Source organism: Streptomyces sp. NPDC037410 (assembly GCF_055602235.1).
Genome location: NZ_JBVJWR010000009.1, coordinates 105,092 through 122,373 on the forward strand (window position 1 = coordinate 105,092; position 17,282 = coordinate 122,373).

A 17,282-nucleotide genomic window follows, 5' to 3' on the forward strand; every position below is an offset into this window, starting at 1 on the left:
GGCGACCGAAGTCCGGGTCCCGGCCGCCGGAGTCCGAGCCCCGGCGGCCGAAGTCCGGGACCCGCTGGCCGGAGTCCCGGGCCCGCCGGCCGGAGCCCCGCCGGGCCGACGCGGCACCCATCGGGCCCCGGCGACCAGCCGCGCGTCCCGGGAGGCCCCGCCGGATCCGGTCCCGGCCCGGTCGGCATCCGCCGACCCGGAGCCGTGGCCCGGCCGGCCGGTCGTGACGGTCCGGGAGGCCCGGGCGGCCCGGGCGCCCGCCACGGCGGCGGCCGCGCCACCTGCTCGCGCGTCGGTCCCGGACGCCGCCGTCCCTGACCCCGGCAGCACGACGGCCCCCGGGGCCCACGGGGAGTCCGTGGGGCCCGGAGGCGAGGTCGGCCAGGGGTCGGTCAGCGGGGTGCCGCAGGGCGGTCGGGGCGAGGGGCGGGGCCCCTGGGCCCACGGCGCGTCAGTGGGCTCCGGTTCCCCGGCCCACGGGTCACGCACGCCTCACCTCCGCCAGCGACCACCAGGCCGCCAGACCGAACACGACCGACATCAGGACGGTCGACGGGCCGCCGATGTCCGCGTAGAAGAAGTCGATGAGCTGCCAGGCGAGCAGGCCCGTCGCGACGAGCGCGCAGTCCGCGCCGAGCCGCTGCCGCCGCAGCGCGCCGACGAGCAGCGCCACCCAGCTGCCGGCCAGGGCGAGCAGCCCCACCAGGCCCTGCTCGCTCAGCACCAGGAGGTACATGTTGTGCGGGGACAGCAGCGGCTGGCGTGCGAACGCGGCGCCCGCGCCGGCGGTGTCGCTGCCGGAGGACAGCGCGAGCGAGGCGTTCGAGTCGCGGTACTGGGGGAAGCCCTTGAGGCCGATGCCCGTGACCGGCTCCGTGCGCCACATCCGCCCGGCCGCCGCCCACATCGTGTACCGGTCGGTCACCGACTGGTCCGGCGCGGCCGCCACCTGCGTGATGCTGCCGACCCGCTCCTTCACCATCGTCGAACCGACCCCGAGGCCGCCGACCAGGACCACGCCGAGCGCGGCCGCCGCGAGCGCCACCCGGGCCGCCCGCTGCACCCCGGCGAGCAGCAGCTGGACCGCGCAGGTGACCACGGTCGCGATCCACGCGCCCCGGCTGAACGACAGCACGAGCGGTACGAAGAGGAGCGCCGCGCAGACCATCGCGACCGTGCGGACGCGGCCGGGACCGCTGCCGAGCGCGATCCCGGTGACGACGACGAGGCCGTACGCCACGACCGTCGCCATGCCCATCACGTCGGTGGCGCCGAAGGTGCCGACGGCCCGGATGTCCTCGCCCTGGTACGAGGCGCCCGTGCCCGTCAGGTACTGGACGACGCCGACCGCTCCCTGGAGCAGCGCGAACGAGACCAGGCCCCAGGCGATCACGGCGAAGTCCCGCCGGTCGCGGATCGTCAGGAGCACGGCCGCCGGGACGAGGACGAAGACCTGCACGTAACGGGCGACGCCCGGCAGGCTCGCCGCCGGGTCGTTCGAGGTGATCGCGGCCAGACAGATCCCGAGCACCGGCAGGCCGAGGACGACGGCCGCCGTCCGGGTCAGCGGCCGGGCCCCGCCGCGCAGCACCCGTACGAGACAGATCAGGACCAGGAGCCCGGAGGCCGCGTCCGCGACCGTCCCCGTGCCGCCGGTGCCGCCCTGCGCGCCGCCGCCGCCCGGGACGAGCAGCAGCGCGATCACGGCGAGGACCGGGGACAGCGCCCCGGCCCGGCGGGCCCAGTCCCGTACGTCCACACCGGAATGCGGCACCGTCACGGCCGTGGCCATCCTCAGCTCCCCGTGGGTCGGACGAGCCCGGCCGCCGTGCGCAGCAGGATGCAGACGTCCTGCCAGAGCGACCAGTGGTCGATGTAGTGGTTGTCGAAGCGGCAGCGGTCCTCGATCGAGGTGTCGCCGCGCAGCCCGTGCACCTGCGCGAGACCCGTGAGGCCCACCGGCATCCGGTGCCGGGCCGCGTACCCCGCGTGGATCTTGCTGAACTGGGCGACGAAGTACGGGCGTTCGGGCCGGGGCCCGACCAGGCTCATGTCCCCGCGCAGCACGTTCCACAGCTGCGGCAGCTCGTCGAGCGAGGTCTTCCGCAGGAAGCTCCCCGCCGCGCTCATCCGCCGGTCGCCCGCCACGTTCCAGCGGGTCGCCGACTCGGTGTCGTCGGAGGGGCGCAGCGTACGGAACTTCAGCAGCGTGAAGTGGCGCCCGTGCTGGCCCACCCGCTCCTGCCGGAACAGCACCCCGGGACCGTCCGACAGCCGCACGGCGAGCGCGCACAGCAGCAGCACCGGGAGCGCGAGCGCGAGCGCGGGGGCGGCGAGCACGATGTCGAGGGCCCGCTTCGCGGCCCGCCCGCGGCGCTCGCCGAGCGGGACGACGCGCTGCCAGGCGTACCCCCACATGTGCGCGCCCATCGGCCCGTCCTGGTGCCGGCCGCCGACCCGCCAGGTGGCGCAGCCGTACTGCTGGAAGAGCGACACGAGCCCCGGGTCGTCGTCGAGGAACACCGCGTCGCGCACGGTGTTCTGGATGACCGCCCGGTGGATCTCCTCGGTCGTCGTGAGCACCGGGAGCCCGGCCTCCCCGACCGTACGGGAGGCGCCGCCCTGTTCCGGCACGCCGACGATCCCGATCGGCCGCACCCCGTACTCCGGGTGCTGGGCGGCCGCCGCGGCGAACCGGCGCGCGGCCCCCGCCGAGCCGACGACGAGCGCCGAGCGCGGCCGCTCCCGGGCGATCCGGCGCCGCCGCCCGAGCACCACGGCGCGGACCAGGCACACCAGGGCGAGATGCGTGCCGTACGCGGCGCAGAGCCGCAGCGGGCCGATCGCGAGGGAGGGGGCGTACGCGGCGAACGAGGCCGCCGCCAGGCACCAGGCGAATCCTGCGCGGGAGCCGAGCGCGGGCAGCTCGTCCAGGGCCCGGGTGTGCGCGGCGGGCCGGTAGAGCCCCGCCCGCCCGTCGAGGACGAGGACGAGCGCAAGCACCGGCAGCACGAGCCGCAGGTCGTGGTGGGCCGCGCTCAGCACCGACGCGGCGGCGAGGACGGCGAGGGCGTCGACCGCCACGAGCACCGCCACGCCGGACCGCTGCCGCACCCGGCGGTGGCGCGGCAGCGCGAGCCGGCCGGGCGCGGCGCGGCGCGGCGCGAGGGAGGCGAGGCCGAAGGCCTGGCCCGCCGTGGGCCAGGGCCCCGGCGAGGAGGGAACGCTGGTACTTTCCGTGGTCACTGCGCAATCGGCTCTCTGTGCTCGGCCCCCCGCACCCCGGCCAGCTCGCGGTAGACGTCCGCGACGGCCGCGCCCGTGCGCCGGACATCGAATCTGCTGAGTACGTGCTCGTGGGCCTCGCGGCCCAGGCGGTGCCGCAGCTCCGGCCGGCCGAGGAGGCGGCCCAGAGCGGCGGCGAGCGCGGCCGGGTCCTCGGGCGGGACCAGGCACAGGGGTTCATGGGCGGGCGGCAGGCTCTCGCGTGCCCCGTCGACGTCGCCGACGACGACCGGCCGGCCGGCGGCCATGGCCTCAAGCGGCGCGAGGGCCATGCCCTCCCAGCGGGACGGCAGGACGACCACGTCGGCGGCCCGGTACCAGGGCACGGGATCCTCGACGGCCCCCGTGAACCGCACCGAAGGGCCCGCGGCGGCCCGCAGGGCCTGCGCGTCCGGGCCGTCGCCGACCAGCACGAGCCGGGCCGCGGGCACCTCCGCGAGGACGGCGGGCCAGGCGGCGAGCAGCACGTCCTGCCCCTTCTGACGGCAGAGCCGGCCCACGCAGACGACCGTGGGCGCGGGATTGCGCGGCGGCCCGTCGGTGGCGAACCGGGCCGTGTCCACGCCGTTGTGGACGACCGACCAGTCCGCCACGACCCCGGCCGCCTCGCCGGTACGCCGCTCGGCCTCGCTCACGCACAGGATCCGGTCCGTCCACCGGGCGCCGAAGCGCTCCCAGCGCCGGACGACCGCGGCGGTCCGCCCCTCGACGGCCTCGAAGGACCAGGCGTGCGGCTGGTACACCGTCGGAATCCGTCCGCGCACGGCGAGCCGGGCGCACAGCCCGGCCTTGGCGCTGTGCGCGTGGACGAGGCCGGGCGCGACCGTACGGATCAGCCGGGCCAGGTCCCGCGTCTCGCGCAGGACGGCGGGACCGGGGTCGCGGCCGGCCCGCCAGTCGTGGGTCTCGGCGCCCTCGGCGCGGACGGCGGCGGAGAGCCCGGTGCCGGGCGGGCAGGCGACCGCGACCCGCAGGCCTGCGGCGCGCTGGGCGCGGACCAGGTCGACGACGACACGGGCGACCCCGCCGTCGCCGGGCTGGACCGCGTGCAGGACGGTGACGGACGCGAGGTCCGTGTCGAGTGATGACAGCACGTCAGCGCCGGACGTCGGCCTGGAAGAAGACGGCGCCGAGCCAGACGGTGTCCTTCCGGCTGCCGACCCGGACGTGCACCCGGTCGCCGCCCGCGCGCAGCGCCCCCCGCAGATCGAACACGTCGGAGTCGTATCCGAGGGTGTTCACACGATCGGGCCGTCGTACGGTACGAGCGGCGCCGAATTCGGTGACGGTCGAGTTCAGGACGTCGTCCGCGGAATTGGCGGAATCGGAGAGACGGGTGCTCCGCGAACGGCTCGTTTCCACCGTCAGGTAATCCCCGGAAGTCCCCCGGTCGCCGTCATAGGCGATCAACCCGAGACGCCCCGCGACGCCCTTGGGGAAACGGTTTCCGTCGACCGGGACGCGCAGCTCGCCGGCGCGCGGACCGATCGTTTCGAAACCGTCCCAGACGCTGATCCTGCGCAGCGGTTCCGAGGCCTTCTCGTACGCGGCGACGAGCGTCCAGCCGCCCCAGCCGCCCACGGCGGAACGGCCCATGGCCACGTTCACCTGCGCGACCGTCCACAGCCCCGGGTGCGACCGGCGGACCAGGTCCGTGACGTCGGCGGAGGCCTGGAAGGCGTCGGCGCCGTCGGCGGTGCGGTGACCGATCACGGAGTCGGCGAGCAGCGCCTTGTACCGCCCGCCGGGCTCGGCGATCAGCACCCGGCCGTCGTCCTTCGGCGGCTTCTGCTCGCCCACCCGCAGGTTCCCGCCCCAGTAGAGCCGGGCCCAGGTGACCCGCGCCCCGGCCGGCACCGCGAGCTCGGCGCGGCTCGAGTTGTACGTGTTGGGGTCGCGGTCCACGTCGACGTACGCGATCCTGGCGCCGTCGTTGACCGACTCGGTGCCCTTCGCGCCCTTCGCCGAGGTGTTGGCGGCGCGCACGATCCCACCGTGCTGCACGGCCTGGTGACGCGCGGCGAAGGGGACGCGGGCCGCCTCCCGGGGCCGGGGCGCTGCTGCGGAGGCGCCTGGCAGCGCGGCGGTCAGGGCCGCACACGACAAGGCGCACAACACGCTGCGACGCACAGCAAGAACCGCTGAATTCCGCATACAGGTTCTCCGCTTTGATGAGAGAAGGGAGGGAAGACCCGAGCAGGCCGGGGGAGATGAAGGTGTCGTCCGCACGAAATGAGTGAACGCGCGGCGGGCCCGGAAGCAACGTTCGGGAACGTTATAACCCCGAACCGGGGCGATAGTACGCATTAGATGCCCGGAAACGCTAACTCCCGTATCTGGGCGGCCGGTTCCTCGTTGAGCGTGTTGCGCCATTCCACGCCCAGTCCCTCGAATGGCCCTCTTATGGCCCAAAGATCGGTTGAACGTCACCCGTTCGGGAGAGCAACCGATGAAAGGCCGGGGCGTTGTTGAGGGAGTCGGGCCGAACAGTCCGCGCAGTCCGAGTTGGATGAATTCGATCGAGGAGCACCTCCCCATGTCCCGTATCGCCAAGGCCGTTGTCCTGACCGTGGGTGCCGCCGCCGCCGTCGCCGGTACCGCCGGTGCCGCCTCCGCCGACGCCGGCGCCGAGGCCGCGGCCGTGAAGTCCCCCGGTGTCGCCTCCGGCAACGTCGTCCAGGTCCCGATCCACATCCCGGTCAACCTGTGCGGCAACACGGTCAGCGTCATCGGCGCGCTGAACCCGGCCTTCGGCAACACCTGCGTCAACGCCTGATCTCGCACGCCTGATCGGTCCTTCCGAAGCCGGTGCGCCTGCCCCTCGGGGTGGGCGCACCGGCTTTTTTCTTGCCCGCACTGGTTCGGTACTCGTTCGGACGCACCCTCGTGCGCCGTCCGGTGCAACGGCGTACGCCCCTCCGGGGGCGGGCTCCGGGGGCGGATTCACTCGAACGGGGGCGTGGCGCTGCGTAGTTCTGCGGTTGCGGAGCGCTATACCCGCAGGCACCGTGAGAGAGAAGTTGTCCGACGCATAAGGAAAAGGAACACATATGCGTCCCCTGGCCACGCGCCGTCTCACCGCCCTGGCGATATCCGCCGCCATCACCCTCGGCACGGCGGGTACCGCCTTCGCCGGCGAACACCACCCGTCCCCCGCGGCCGACCGGGCCGCACACGTGCCCCTCCCGGACACCACCGCCCTCCTGGCCCAGGCCCAGGCGCTCGGCGAGCTCGGCTCGGTGACCACCCCCGTGACCGAACTCGTCACGGCCGCGCTCAAGGCCGACTCCGGCCGGCTGCCCGCGGCCGACGTCGAGGCCTTCAAGGCGAAGATCGCCGAGGCGGTCGAGGAGGCGAAGGCCACGGCCCCCGAGGCCCCGGCCACCCCGCCGTCCCCGGACCTCCCGGTGACCCCGCCTTCGCCCGACCTCCCGGTCACCGCGCCGGTGATCCCGCCGGCGGCCGAGCTGCCGGTGACGCCCCCGGCGGCGGAGCTGCCGGTCACGCCCCCCGCGGTGGAACTCCCGGTCACCCCGCCCGCGGCCGAGCTCCCGGTGAAGCCGCCCGTGGGTCTGTCCGTCGCGGCGGTCGCGGCCGGCGCGGTCGCGGAGGCCGGCAAGGCCGCCCCGGCGGACGTCGTGTCCGACGCCCTCGCGAGTGTCGAGAAGGCCGTCGCCGGTCTCCTCGCCGCCGTCACCGGCGGCGTCGGCGGGCTCGTACCGCAGGTCACCTCGACGCTGACCTCGCTGGTCAACCTGGCCGTCTCCACCGTGCTCGGCAGCGGCCTGCCCGCGCCGGACCTGGCGGGACTGCCCACGCTCCCGCAGCTCCCGATCACCGCACCCGAGCTGCCCGTCCAGCCGCCGGTCGCAGCCCCCGAGCTGCCCGTCCAGCCCCCGCTGCCCGCCCGGTAGCGCCCCGCACCCCGTACCGGGGGGGGGGCCGCCGGGGGGGGGGGGGGGGGGGGGGGGGGGGGGAGGGGGGGGGGAGGGGAGGAGGGGGGGGGGGGGGGGGGGGGGGGGGGGGGGGGGGGCCCCCCCCCCCCCCCCCCCCCCCCCCCCCCCCGCCCCGGTACGGGCGTGTGCGATCGGCAAATAGCACCGGCCCGCATCGATCGGGTGCAGTACCGAGAAATCCTTCCTCCCGGAGTTTCCGGGGCGCTCACTCCTCGTTACAGAAGCAGGACGACGCACAGGATTCCGCCAAGAACCCTGTGCGGAACGTGACTTGAACGCACAGAGGAAGGATTCACTCCATGAAGCCCACCAAGGTCGCCGCGGTAGTCGCCGGTTCGCTGATGGCCCTGGGTGCCGCCGCGCCCGCCATGGCCTCCGAGGCGCTGACCCCCACCAGCCTGAACGGTGGACTCGAAGCGATCGCCGCCAACGGGCTCAAGAGCGACATGCTGAGCAGCACCACGGACGGCTCCCCGGTCCAGACCGTCACGAAGGCGGCCGAGCAGCTGAACACCGCCACCAAGGGCGCCCCGCTGCTCGGTGGCCTCCCGGTCCCCGGCGGTCTGGGCGGCTGACGTCACCTCAGCACCATCTGCCCCACGGGCACTTACGGCGGACTCCGTGCCGCTGTTCCTCACGGTCGGCTGATCGAATGATTTTCTGATCAGCTGCCGTGTGGCCTCGGCTGTACGCCGGGCGTCGACCCATACCTTTTGGCCGATCCCCCTTGAACGTCGGTGCGGATCAGGCCGGTCGGAGCGAGGGGGGATCCTCGCCGGTCTCTCCCTTTCTCCAGAGGAAGAGCGGTATGCGGTCCATCATCAGCAGGAAAGTACTCACCGCGGCTGCAGCGACCGGCATCCTGTCGCTGACCGGCGGATTCGCCCTGGCCGCGAACTCCCACGCGGGTTCGGGCGACGGGCCCGGCTCCCGTACGGCAGGCCGTGCCCACGCCACCGTTCCGGCGGACGTCTGCGGCAAGACCACGGAGCTCGGCGGCGTCGTCGCGGCAGCCGTCGGAGACCTCTGCAACCAGGCGGAGGAACCCGACGGCTACGGCGAGGGCCCGGGCGGATACGGCGAGGAGCAGCCGGGTCACCCGACGGGTCACCCCACGGACCACCCGACCGGTTACCCGACGGACCATCCCACGGGTCACCCGACCGACCACCCGACGGGGCACCCCACCGGTCATCCCACGGGCCACCCGACCGGTCACCCGACCGACCACCCGACGGGGCACCCCACCGGTCATCCCACGGGCCACCCGACCGGTCACCCGACCGGTCACCCGACCGGTCACCCGACCGGTCACCCGACGGGGCACCCCACCGGTCATCCCACGGGCCACCCGACCGGTCACCCCACCGGTCACCCGACCGGCCATCCCACGGGCCACCCCACGGGTCACCCGAGTGGTCACCCCACCGGCCACCCGAGTGGTCACCCCACCGGTCACCCCGGCGGCCACCCGAGCGGTCACCCCACGGGTCACCCGACCGGTCATCCCACGGGCCACCCGACCGGTCACCCGACCGGTCACCCGACCGGCCACCCCACCGGCCACCCCACGGAGCACCCCACCGATCACCCGACCGAGCACCCCACCGGCACGCCGACCTGTGAGAAGCCCGGTCACGGTGGTGGTCCGCACGACTGTGGGGAGCTGCCGAACACCGGTATGGAGACCGAGCTCATGGGCGCGGGTGCGATCAGCGCCGCGCTGATCATCGGCGGTGCCGTCGTCTACCTCCGCGGCGGACGGCTCGCCCGCCGGCACTGACGTCCCGAGCGCCGGCCACGCGTCAACCCGGGCCCTCGCCTTCACCGGTGAGGGCCCTGCGCGTTGCTGCTAATGGGTTAGTCCCGCGACGTTTCGGCCAAGGGGCTCGTTCTCCTCGTATGACTCTGCGTTCTCACGCGGGCATGGGTCTCCTCATGACCGCGCTCGCCTCCGCCGCCCTGGCCTCTCCCGCCGCCGCCGTCGAGGCACCGGTGATCGTCCCGCTCCAGGGCCTCGACCCGGTGCTGCCGATGGACGCGCCGACCGTGGCGACCGGCGTTCCCGTGCCGATGCCCGGCGCGCCCACCGGCTTCCAGAAGGGCCTCGGTTCGCTCCCGGACCTCGCGCTGCCGAGCGTCCCGCTCACCGGCACCGTGCCGGAGACGATCGTCGACGCTCCGCTGCCCGAGCTCCTCAAGGGCAGCGAGCCCGGTCGCGCGCTGCTCAGCAACCCGCACTCGGAGATGAAGGCGGCCACCCCGGGCGCCGTCGTGGGCAACCCGGTGGAGGCCCCGCGCGGCAACGGGCTCGCCGGGCTCCCCGACCTGGCCAAGCCCCAGATCGGTCTGCTCACCCCGGTGCTCAGCGGGGCTCTCGACCCGCAGCTGGGTCTGGCCCCGGACGCGCACTGAAGGACCGCGCTTGTGTTCGACCGTTCGCCAGGTGGGTGAAGACACGATTCTTCCCCGCCACCCCAAGGGTTTTCGGTCGTTGCAAGAGAAGGCTTGTCGCATGGCCGCGGCCCGCGGGCCGAAGACGTCCCGTCGTATCCGGCGGCGGACGCATTCGTTCCGCGGGCCATTTTTTCGGTTTTCCTTCTTCCCTTTCGGCTCAATGCCCGTGACCCCTTCCGGGGATCTGCGTTGAACGGAAGTGACGGCCGTGATTCCTGCGGTCGCTTTCCAGTCCAAGGAGTTCTTGATGTCTCGCATCGCGAAGGCTGCCGCTGTTCTCGCCGGCACGGGTGCCGTTGCCCTCAGCGGAGCCGGCCTGGCCGTCGCCGACGCCGGCGCCGAGGCCGTCGCCGCCCACTCGCCCGGTGTCGCCTCCGGCAACGTCGTGCAGGTCCCGGTCCACGTCCCGGTCAACCTCTGCGGCAACACCGTCAACGTGATCGGTCTGCTGAACCCGGCGTTCGGCAACACCTGCATCAACGCCGACGGTGGCCACGGCAACGGTGACGGCGGCTACGGCGGCTGATCCCCCGCTTCACAACGGATGTCCCCCCGGCCCGGCGGCCGGGGGGACATCCGTGTGCGGGGGGTCAGGCGTACCGGTAGATCCGGCTGTGGTCGAACATCGACGCCGGGGTCACGCCCCAGGGCGCCATCGGCTCGTGCCGGGCGGCGACCTTGCGGTACTGCGCGTCGCCGAGCGGCGGCGGCTCCGCCGGCAGATAGGCGGCCCCGGGGTTCCGCTGCTGCCAGCGCGACCAGACGAGGTCGACGAAGGAGTGGTGCAGCCAGAAGACCGGGTCGTTCACGGAGCCGCCGCCGAGCATCAGGCCGCCGACCCAGCGGTGCACCCGGTTGTGGATGCGGAACCGCTCGTTGCCCCGGCCCGGCGCCCAGCCCTCCAGGGCGTTGCGGAAGCCGGTGGCGCTCGTCGAGTTCCAGGGCGCCGCGTCGTACACCCGCTCGCGCATCACCTCGTCGAGCTGGGCGGCCGTGGGGAGGCTGATCGGGTCGCGGGGGCGGCCGAAGTCCCTGGTCAGGTAGCGGCTGTCGGTCATCGACTGGGTGATCGTCCAGTGCCCGGCGGACTGCGCGAAGGGGCCCGTCATCACCTGGAGGTCGGCCCGGCGTCCGTTGCCGCCCATGAAGTCCTCGCGCCAGATCGAGGACGCCGGGGAGTTGTCCCGGGTCCAGTCCCAGTACGGCACGGAGACCGTCGGGTCGATCCGGCGCAGCGCCGTCTCGAACTCGAGCAGGAACTTCCGGTGCCAGGGCAGGAAGCTCGGCGTCATGTGGGCGATCCGCAGCCGGCCCTCCCCGTCGGCCGTGTAGTGGTCGATGTGCGTGCGGACGAAGCGGTCGTACGCGCCGGTGCGCTTGAGCTCCAGGACGGCGGCGACGAACTTGCGGCGCTCGGCAGCGGTCAGATCGCGCTGGTTCTTACGCGTGTACACCACGCGGGCTCCCTCCCGTCGGGTCGGTGACGCCGTGGGCGGCCGCGAGCGGGGAGAGCCGGGCGGTGCCCAGCTCGTCCACGGCCGCGCGGGTGGCCGCCAGGGGCGTCGGGCAGGACTCGTAGTGGTCGATCGGGGTGACGTAGCCGCCGTCGGCGCAGCGCATCAGATGCAGCGGCCGGCCGTCGACGAGGGCCGTCGGCTCACCTCCGGGGCCGGAGAAGCCCAGCAGGCGACGGCCCCGGTACATCTCGTCGAAGGCGTGCGGATCGCGGGTGCCCCCGTATTCCGGTCGGATCGCGATGCGGCCGAGCGCCCCGCCCGTGAAGGCGGTGACGGCAAGGGCGAACAGGGACCGCAGTGCGACGCGGCGCGGGACGATCATCAGTGATCTCCTGGTGGTCGGCTTATGCCCTCAGGGCACAACGATGAAAACCCGCGTTCGTTGCGGCGGAAATGCCAGCGGCGTGAATGTCGGCCGTTCGGGTGAAATCGGCGCGGGGAAAGGGTGGTCGGCGCATTAGCATCCGGTTGCATGACCACTTCCAACGTCGTCTCCTCGGCGCGCAGCGCCTCTCCGCTGGGAACTCTCACGGTGATTCCGTGGGCGAGCGAGCCCTCCGCCGACTCGGCGGGAACGCCGTTCCTGATGGCCTATTCGCTCGGTGACGGCCGGGACGGTCCCGAGGCCGGTCAGCAGGCGATGCGCGCGGCCCTGGAGTCGATGAACCTCTCGGTCGGCGACCGGCTCTTCGACCTGGAGAAGGACGCCGGGATCAACGCCACGCTGCTCGTCGAGGGCGGCTCCGCCGTGCTCACGCTGCCCTTCCTGAAGGTGCAGTGCCCCGTGCCCGACGAGTGGCAGGCGGCCGCCCGCGAGCAGGGCAAGGTCTACTTCCTCTGCTCCGTACGGCCCTGGTCCGAGGGCGTGCCCGGACAGCCCGTCGACGAGGCGGTGCTGCGGGCCTTCGTCTCGGCCGAGGAGACGCTCGCCGACTGCGCGCACGTCCTGCTGCCGGTCCGCCGCATCCAGGGCTGAGCGGAAGGAGCCGCGTCATGGCGACGGTGAACGTACACGGCGGGGTGCCGGGTCAGCGGCAGGACGAGACCGCGCGGGAGACCGCCGGGCCGATCGGTGCGAGCCGGGCCCTGGCCTGGCTGCTGGTCGTCACCGGCGCGGCGGGCGTGCTCTCCGGTTGGGTGATCACGATCGACAAGTTCCTGCTCCTGGAGGACCCCGGCTTCCAGCCCGGGTGCAGCCTGAACCCGGTCGTTTCCTGCGGGAACATCATGAAGAGCGCCCAGGCGTCGGTGTTCGGCTTCCCGAACCCGATGCTCGGGCTCGTCACGTACGCCGTCGTCGTCGCCGCCGGTGCCGGGCTCCTCGCCGGGGCCCGCTACCGGGGCTGGTTCTGGCTCGGCCTCAACGCCGGGATGCTCTTCGGGGTCGGCTTCTGCACCTGGCTGATGTACCAGTCGCTGTACGAGATCAACTCGCTCTGCCTGTGGTGCTGCCTGGCCTGGACGGCCACCATCACCATGTTCTGGTACGTCACCGCGCACAACGTCCGCGAGCGCGTGCTGCCCGCCCCGGCGGCGCTGCGGACCTTCCTCGGCGAGTTCACCTTCGCCCTGCCCGTCCTGCACATCGGGATCATCGGGATGCTGATCCTGACCCGCTGGTGGGACTTCTGGACGAGCTGACGTGAGCCGACCCCCCGCCCGGCTCCCCTGGTCGACCTGGCCGCGAGCAGCACTGACCGTGCTGCTCGCGGCCGTTGCCGTCCTCCTGCTCGTGACCGACCGGATCGTGCCCGGCCGGCACGGCGGGACGGAGAGCGCGCCCGGGCGACAGCCGCTGCCGGGCGTCCCGTCGGGGTTCTTCACCGGCTCCGACGAGGCCGGGGTGCGGCGGATCGCGCAGGTGCAGGCCTGGCTCGGCGGGGACTCGCTGACCGTCGGCCACACCTATCTGCCGGGCGACCGCTGGTCCAACATCGAGGGGCATCCGGCGCTCTTCGGGCCCTGGGCGCGCTGGAAGGCCGAGCGGCCGGGGCGGCTCTTCGTGCTCAACGTGCCGCTGCTCGACCGCAACGAGGCCGGGCTGCCGGACACCGAGGTGCGGGCCGGGCTGCGGCGGGGCGCGGACGGCGCCTTCGACGGGCACTTCCGGACGCTGGGGGAGCGGCTGGTGGCGCAGGGCCTCGGCGACGCGGTCCTGGTGCTCGGCTGGGAGATGAACGGCACGACGTACAGCCATCGCTGCCGGCCGGACCCGACGGCCTGGAAGGCGTACTGGAGGCGGGTGGTGGGGGTGCTGCGCGGGGTGCCGGGGCAGCGGTTCCGTTTCGACTTCACCCCGAGCCGGGGTCTCGACGCCATCCCGTGGCCGCACTGCTACCCGGGCGACGACGTCGTCGACATCATCGGGATGGACGCCTACGACCAGCCCGCCGGGCTCTCCTTCGAGGAGCAGGTGTACGAGGAGTACGGGCTCGCGCACCACGTGCGGTTCGCGGCGGCGCACGGCAAGCCGGTCTCGTACCCGGAGTGGGGGCTGTTCAGGAACGGGGACAACCCGGCGTACGTACGGGGGATGCTGGACTGGTTCGCGATGTACCGGCCCGCGTACCAGACCGTCACCGACTACTGCCCGCACGGGGTGTGGCAGTGCGGCGCCAATCCGGAGTCGGCGCGGATCGTCAGGGGTGCGCTTGGACCCGGGCCGTCAGGCCGGTCTTGAGGGTGTCGACCGCGCCGTCCATGAGGGCGACGAGGTCGTCGGTGCGGCCGCGCTCGGCCCAGTACAGGAGTGCCTCGCGCAGGGCGCCGAGGGCCGACGCCGTGAAGATCCGTACCTCCAGGTCGTCGGCGTCCCGGCCGGTGCGGTCGGCGATCGCGCGGGCCAGGCGGCGGCCGGACTCCGCAGTGGTCTCGGTGAGCCGGGCGCGGACCGCGGGGATCTCCGCCATGAGCCGGGCCCGCAGCAGGGTGTCCTCGGGCTCCTCGGCGAGGGAGGCGCGGACGGCTTCGAGGACGACCGCCCGGAGCGAGTCGAGCGGTTCCTCGGCGGCGGGGCGGGCGCGCAGCCGGGCTTCGAGTTCCTCGTCGTTCTCGGCGGTGACGAGGATGTCCTCCCGGACCGGGAAGTAGCGCACGACCGTGGAGGGGGAGACCTCGGCGGCCGCGGCGATGCGCTCGGTGGTGGTGGCGTCCCAGCCCTGCTCGGCGGCGAGCCGGTAGGTGGCCTGCCGGATCGCCGCGCGGGTCTTCGCCTTCTTGCGTTCGCGCAGGCTCATGGACCTCATTGTCCCAGGTCAGGCGGACTGGTCAGGCGTGCTGGTACGCCACGAGCGAGATGCCGACGTAGTGGACGATGAAGGCCGCGAGGGTCAGCGAGTGGAAGACCTCGTGGAAGCCGAACCAGCGCGGCGAGGGGTTCGGGCGCTTGATGCCGTAGATGACGCCGCCCGCGCTGTAGAGCAGTCCGCCGACGATCACGAGGACGAGGACGGCGATGCCGCCCGCGCGCATGAAGTCGGGCAGGAAGAAGACGGCGGCCCAGCCCATCGCGATGTAGCAGGGCGTGTACAGCCAGCGAGGGGCGCCGACCCAGAAGACGCGGAAGGCGATGCCGGCGGCGGCCGCGGCCCAGACCGCCCACATGAGCGGCTTCGCCGTGGAGTCGGGGAGCAGCAGCAGGGTGAGCGGGGTGTAGGTGCCCGCGATGATCAGGAAGATGTTCGCGTGGTCGAGGCGCCGGAGCACGGCCTCGGCGCGCGGGCCCCAGGTGCCGCGGTGGTAGAGCGCGCTGATGCCGAAGAGCAGGCAGGCGGTGAGGACGTAGATCCCGCAGGCGATGCGGGCGCGGGGGGAGTCGGAGAGGGCGACGAGGGTGAGGCCCGCGACGATCACGGCGGGGAACATGCCCGCGTGCAGCCATCCTCTGAGCCGGGGCTTCGTCGGGAGTGGCACGGTGCGCTCGATCGGGGTCACTTCCGGCGTGGCTGCAGTCATGGGACGGAATCCTAGCTACGCCCCCGTAGGTCCCGGATATGAGTGGCGATGCTCACGTGTGCACCCCCCTGGACATATGGGCGGATCCATCGGATGATCAAATGAGTGCGGTCGGCACCGGATGAGCAGCTACGAAGCATCCGGGTCGCGGCCCCCACGGGGCATACATCTAAAAAACCCCTCTTCAAGGAGCAATCGTGGCGCGCGACAACGCGGCTCCCACCGTCCCCACCCAGCACCAGGAGCTCGTCTCCTGGGTGAACGAGATCGCCGAGATCACCCAGCCGGACAGCATCGTCTGGTGCGACGGGTCCGAGGCCGAGTACGAGCGCCTGTGCGAGGAGCTCGTCGCCAAGGGGACCTTCAAGAAGCTCGACCCGGCCAAGCGCCCGAACTCGTACTACGCCGCCTCCGACCCGTCCGACGTCGCGCGCGTCGAGGACCGGACCTTCATCTGCTCCGAGAAGGAGGAGGACGCGGGCCCGACCAACCACTGGAAGGCCCCGGCGGAGATGAAGGACGTCTTCGCGGGTGAGAAGGGCATCTTCCGCGGCTCCATGAAGGGCCGCACCATGTACGTCGTGCCCTTCTGCATGGGCCCGGTCGGCTCGGAACTCTCCGCCATCGGCGTCGAGATCACCGACTCCGCGTACGTCGCCGTCTCCATGCGCACCATGACCCGCATGGGACAGGCCGTCCTCGACGAGCTCGGCACCGACGGCTTCTTCGTCAAGGCCGTCCACACCCTCGGCGCCCCGCTCGCCGAGGGCGAGGCCGACGTGCCGTGGCCCTGCAACACCACCAAGTACATCTCGCACTTCCCCGAGAGCCGCGAGATCTGGTCGTACGGCTCGGGCTACGGCGGCAACGCCCTGCTCGGCAAGAAGTGCTACGCGCTCCGCATCGCCTCCGTCATGGCGCGTGACGAGGGCTGGCTCGCCGAGCACATGCTCATCCTCAAGCTGACCCCGCCGCAGGGCGAGGCCAAGTACGTCGCCGCCGCCTTCCCGTCCGCCTGCGGCAAGACCAACCTCGCCATGCTGGAGCCGACCGTCCCCGGCTGGACCGTCGAGACCATCGGCGACGACATCGCCTGGATGCGCTTCGGCGAGGACGGCCGCCTCTACGCGATCAACCCCGAGGCCGGCTTCTTCGGCGTCGCGCCCGGCACCGGCGAGCACACCAACGCCAACGCCATGAAGACCATGTGGGGCAACTCCGTCTTCACGAACGTCGCGCTCACCGACGACGGCGACGTGTGGTGGGAGGGCATGACCGAAGAGGCGCCCAAGCACCTCATCGACTGGAAGGGCAACGACTGGACGCCGGAGTCCGAGACCCCGGCCGCCCACCCGAACGCCCGCTTCACCGTCCCGGCCGGGCAGTGCCCGATCATCGCGCCGGAGTGGGAGGACCCGAAGGGCGTGCCGATCTCGGCGATCCTCTTCGGCGGCCGCCGCGCCTCCGCCGTCCCGCTGGTCACCGAGTCCTTCGACTGGAACCACGGCGTCTTCCTCGGCGCGAACGTCGCCTCCGAGAAGACCGCCGCCGCCGAGGGCAAGGTCGGCGAGCTGCGCCGCGACCCCTTCGCCATGCTGCCGTTCTGCGGCTACAACATGGGCGACTACATGGCCCACTGGGTCAAGGTCGGCGCCAACGCGGACGCCGCGAAGCTCCCGAAGATCTACTACGTGAACTGGTTCCGCAAGAACGACGCCGGCAAGTTCGTCTGGCCCGGCTTCGGTGAGAACAGCCGCGTCCTGAAGTGGATCGTCGAGCGCCTCGACGGCAAGGCCGAGGGCGTCGAGACCCCGATCGGCATCCTGCCGACCGCCGAGTCCCTGGACACCGAGGGCCTCGACCTGCCGGCCGAGGACCTGGAGTTCCTCCTCAAGGTCGACCGTGACGTGTGGCGCGAAGAGGCCGCCCTCGTCCCCGACCACCTGAACACCTTCGGCGACCACACGCCGAAGGAGCTGTGGGACCAGTACAACGCGCTCGTGGAGCGCCTCGGCTAGTCCCCCACGAACTCGTGGTGGGTTGCCCCGAACTACCGCCCTGACCAGTGGGGTCACGACGGCTCATCACGACGCAACCGGCCCCCGGAGCCCCC

General features: G+C 72.9%; 18 protein-coding genes. 10 read left to right on the top strand and 8 right to left on the bottom strand.

Going from position 1 to position 17,282, the window contains the following annotated elements; all coding sequences use genetic code 11:
* Positions 1 to 481 precede the first annotated feature (481 nt).
* The 4 genes from ACZ7HT_RS17135 to ACZ7HT_RS17150 are packed head-to-tail and all read right to left on the bottom strand — an operon-like array spanning position 482 to position 5,439.
* Positions 482 to 1,792: an O-antigen ligase family protein gene (locus ACZ7HT_RS17135; protein WP_471166009.1), complete on the bottom strand. Its 1,311-nt coding sequence runs from the start codon at positions 1,790 to 1,792 to the stop codon at positions 482 to 484.
* Between the two features lie 2 nt (positions 1,793 to 1,794).
* Entirely contained in the window at positions 1,795 to 3,246 is a 1,452-nt protein-coding gene (locus ACZ7HT_RS17140) for a sugar transferase (RefSeq protein ID WP_471166012.1), read from the bottom strand.
* Positions 3,243 to 4,379, bottom strand: coding sequence for a glycosyltransferase (locus ACZ7HT_RS17145; protein ID WP_471166014.1), 1,137 nt, complete (start codon positions 4,377 to 4,379; stop codon positions 3,243 to 3,245). The genes ACZ7HT_RS17140 and ACZ7HT_RS17145 overlap by 4 nt, the downstream gene beginning before the upstream one ends.
* Position 4,380: 1 nt before the next feature.
* Positions 4,381 to 5,439: a DUF3344 domain-containing protein gene (locus tag ACZ7HT_RS17150; RefSeq protein WP_471166017.1), complete on the bottom strand. Its 1,059-nt coding sequence runs from the start codon at positions 5,437 to 5,439 to the stop codon at positions 4,381 to 4,383.
* 382 nt (positions 5,440 to 5,821) lie between these two features.
* Here ACZ7HT_RS17150 and ACZ7HT_RS17155 point away from each other — a divergent pair, with 382 nt between their 5' ends.
* The 6 genes from ACZ7HT_RS17155 (at position 5,822) to ACZ7HT_RS17180 (ending at position 10,224) form a co-directional block, all read left to right on the top strand.
* The gene (locus tag ACZ7HT_RS17155; RefSeq protein WP_471166020.1) at positions 5,822 to 6,061 is read left to right on the top strand and encodes a chaplin; all 240 of its coding nucleotides are present in this window, start codon (positions 5,822 to 5,824) and stop codon (positions 6,059 to 6,061) included.
* 274 nt (positions 6,062 to 6,335) lie between these two features.
* On the top strand, positions 6,336 to 7,199 hold the full coding sequence (locus tag ACZ7HT_RS17160; RefSeq protein WP_471166022.1) for a hypothetical protein: 864 nt from the start codon (positions 6,336 to 6,338) through the stop codon (positions 7,197 to 7,199).
* 341 nt (positions 7,200 to 7,540) lie between these two features.
* Positions 7,541 to 7,816, top strand: coding sequence for a hypothetical protein (locus ACZ7HT_RS17165; RefSeq protein WP_471166024.1), 276 nt, complete (start codon positions 7,541 to 7,543; stop codon positions 7,814 to 7,816).
* 233 nt (positions 7,817 to 8,049) lie between these two features.
* On the top strand, positions 8,050 to 9,024 hold the full coding sequence (locus tag ACZ7HT_RS17170; RefSeq protein WP_471166027.1) for an LPXTG cell wall anchor domain-containing protein: 975 nt from the start codon (positions 8,050 to 8,052) through the stop codon (positions 9,022 to 9,024).
* Positions 9,025 to 9,143: 119 nt separating this feature from the next.
* Positions 9,144 to 9,656: a hypothetical protein gene (locus tag ACZ7HT_RS17175; protein ID WP_471166029.1), complete on the top strand. Its 513-nt coding sequence runs from the start codon at positions 9,144 to 9,146 to the stop codon at positions 9,654 to 9,656.
* Between the two features lie 289 nt (positions 9,657 to 9,945).
* Positions 9,946 to 10,224, top strand: coding sequence for a chaplin (locus ACZ7HT_RS17180; protein ID WP_352023770.1), 279 nt, complete (start codon positions 9,946 to 9,948; stop codon positions 10,222 to 10,224).
* A gap of 64 nt (positions 10,225 to 10,288) precedes the next feature.
* Here ACZ7HT_RS17180 and ACZ7HT_RS17185 read toward each other — a convergent pair whose 3' ends face one another.
* Both ACZ7HT_RS17185 and ACZ7HT_RS17190 read right to left on the bottom strand, forming a co-directional pair.
* Positions 10,289 to 11,155 (bottom strand): tyrosinase family protein, encoded by an 867-nt coding sequence (locus ACZ7HT_RS17185; RefSeq protein ID WP_471166033.1) that lies wholly within the window; start codon positions 11,153 to 11,155, stop codon positions 10,289 to 10,291.
* The gene (locus ACZ7HT_RS17190; RefSeq protein WP_471166036.1) at positions 11,139 to 11,537 is read right to left on the bottom strand and encodes a tyrosinase family oxidase copper chaperone; all 399 of its coding nucleotides are present in this window, start codon (positions 11,535 to 11,537) and stop codon (positions 11,139 to 11,141) included. Before ACZ7HT_RS17190 ends, ACZ7HT_RS17185 begins: the two co-directional genes overlap by 17 nt.
* 150 nt (positions 11,538 to 11,687) lie before the next feature.
* Between ACZ7HT_RS17190 and ACZ7HT_RS17195 the strand changes: the two genes are divergently transcribed.
* Genes ACZ7HT_RS17195 through ACZ7HT_RS17205 form a run of 3 tightly spaced genes read left to right on the top strand, consistent with a single transcriptional unit; the run spans position 11,688 to position 13,895 of the window.
* Complete coding sequence (locus ACZ7HT_RS17195) at positions 11,688 to 12,191, top strand: DUF5949 family protein (RefSeq protein WP_471166038.1); 504 nt, start codon at positions 11,688 to 11,690, stop codon at positions 12,189 to 12,191.
* Between the two features lie 17 nt (positions 12,192 to 12,208).
* Positions 12,209 to 12,856, top strand: coding sequence for a vitamin K epoxide reductase family protein (locus ACZ7HT_RS17200; protein ID WP_471166041.1), 648 nt, complete (start codon positions 12,209 to 12,211; stop codon positions 12,854 to 12,856).
* Position 12,857: 1 nt separating this feature from the next.
* Entirely contained in the window at positions 12,858 to 13,895 is a 1,038-nt protein-coding gene (locus tag ACZ7HT_RS17205; protein WP_471166043.1) for a glycoside hydrolase family 26 protein, read from the top strand.
* Here ACZ7HT_RS17205 and ACZ7HT_RS17210 read toward each other — a convergent pair.
* Positions 13,855 to 14,451, bottom strand: a complete 597-nt coding sequence (locus ACZ7HT_RS17210) for a TetR/AcrR family transcriptional regulator (RefSeq protein ID WP_471166046.1) — start codon at positions 14,449 to 14,451, stop codon at positions 13,855 to 13,857. The genes ACZ7HT_RS17205 and ACZ7HT_RS17210 overlap by 41 nt on opposite strands.
* A 31-nt stretch (positions 14,452 to 14,482) precedes the next feature.
* Complete coding sequence (gene trhA / locus ACZ7HT_RS17215; protein ID WP_471166048.1) at positions 14,483 to 15,169, bottom strand: PAQR family membrane homeostasis protein TrhA; 687 nt, start codon at positions 15,167 to 15,169, stop codon at positions 14,483 to 14,485.
* A 197-nt stretch (positions 15,170 to 15,366) separates the two neighbouring features.
* Between trhA and ACZ7HT_RS17220 the strand changes: the two genes are divergently transcribed.
* Positions 15,367 to 17,187: a phosphoenolpyruvate carboxykinase (GTP) gene (locus ACZ7HT_RS17220; RefSeq protein WP_471166051.1), complete on the top strand. Its 1,821-nt coding sequence runs from the start codon at positions 15,367 to 15,369 to the stop codon at positions 17,185 to 17,187.
* The last annotated feature ends 95 nt before the right edge of the window (positions 17,188 to 17,282 follow it).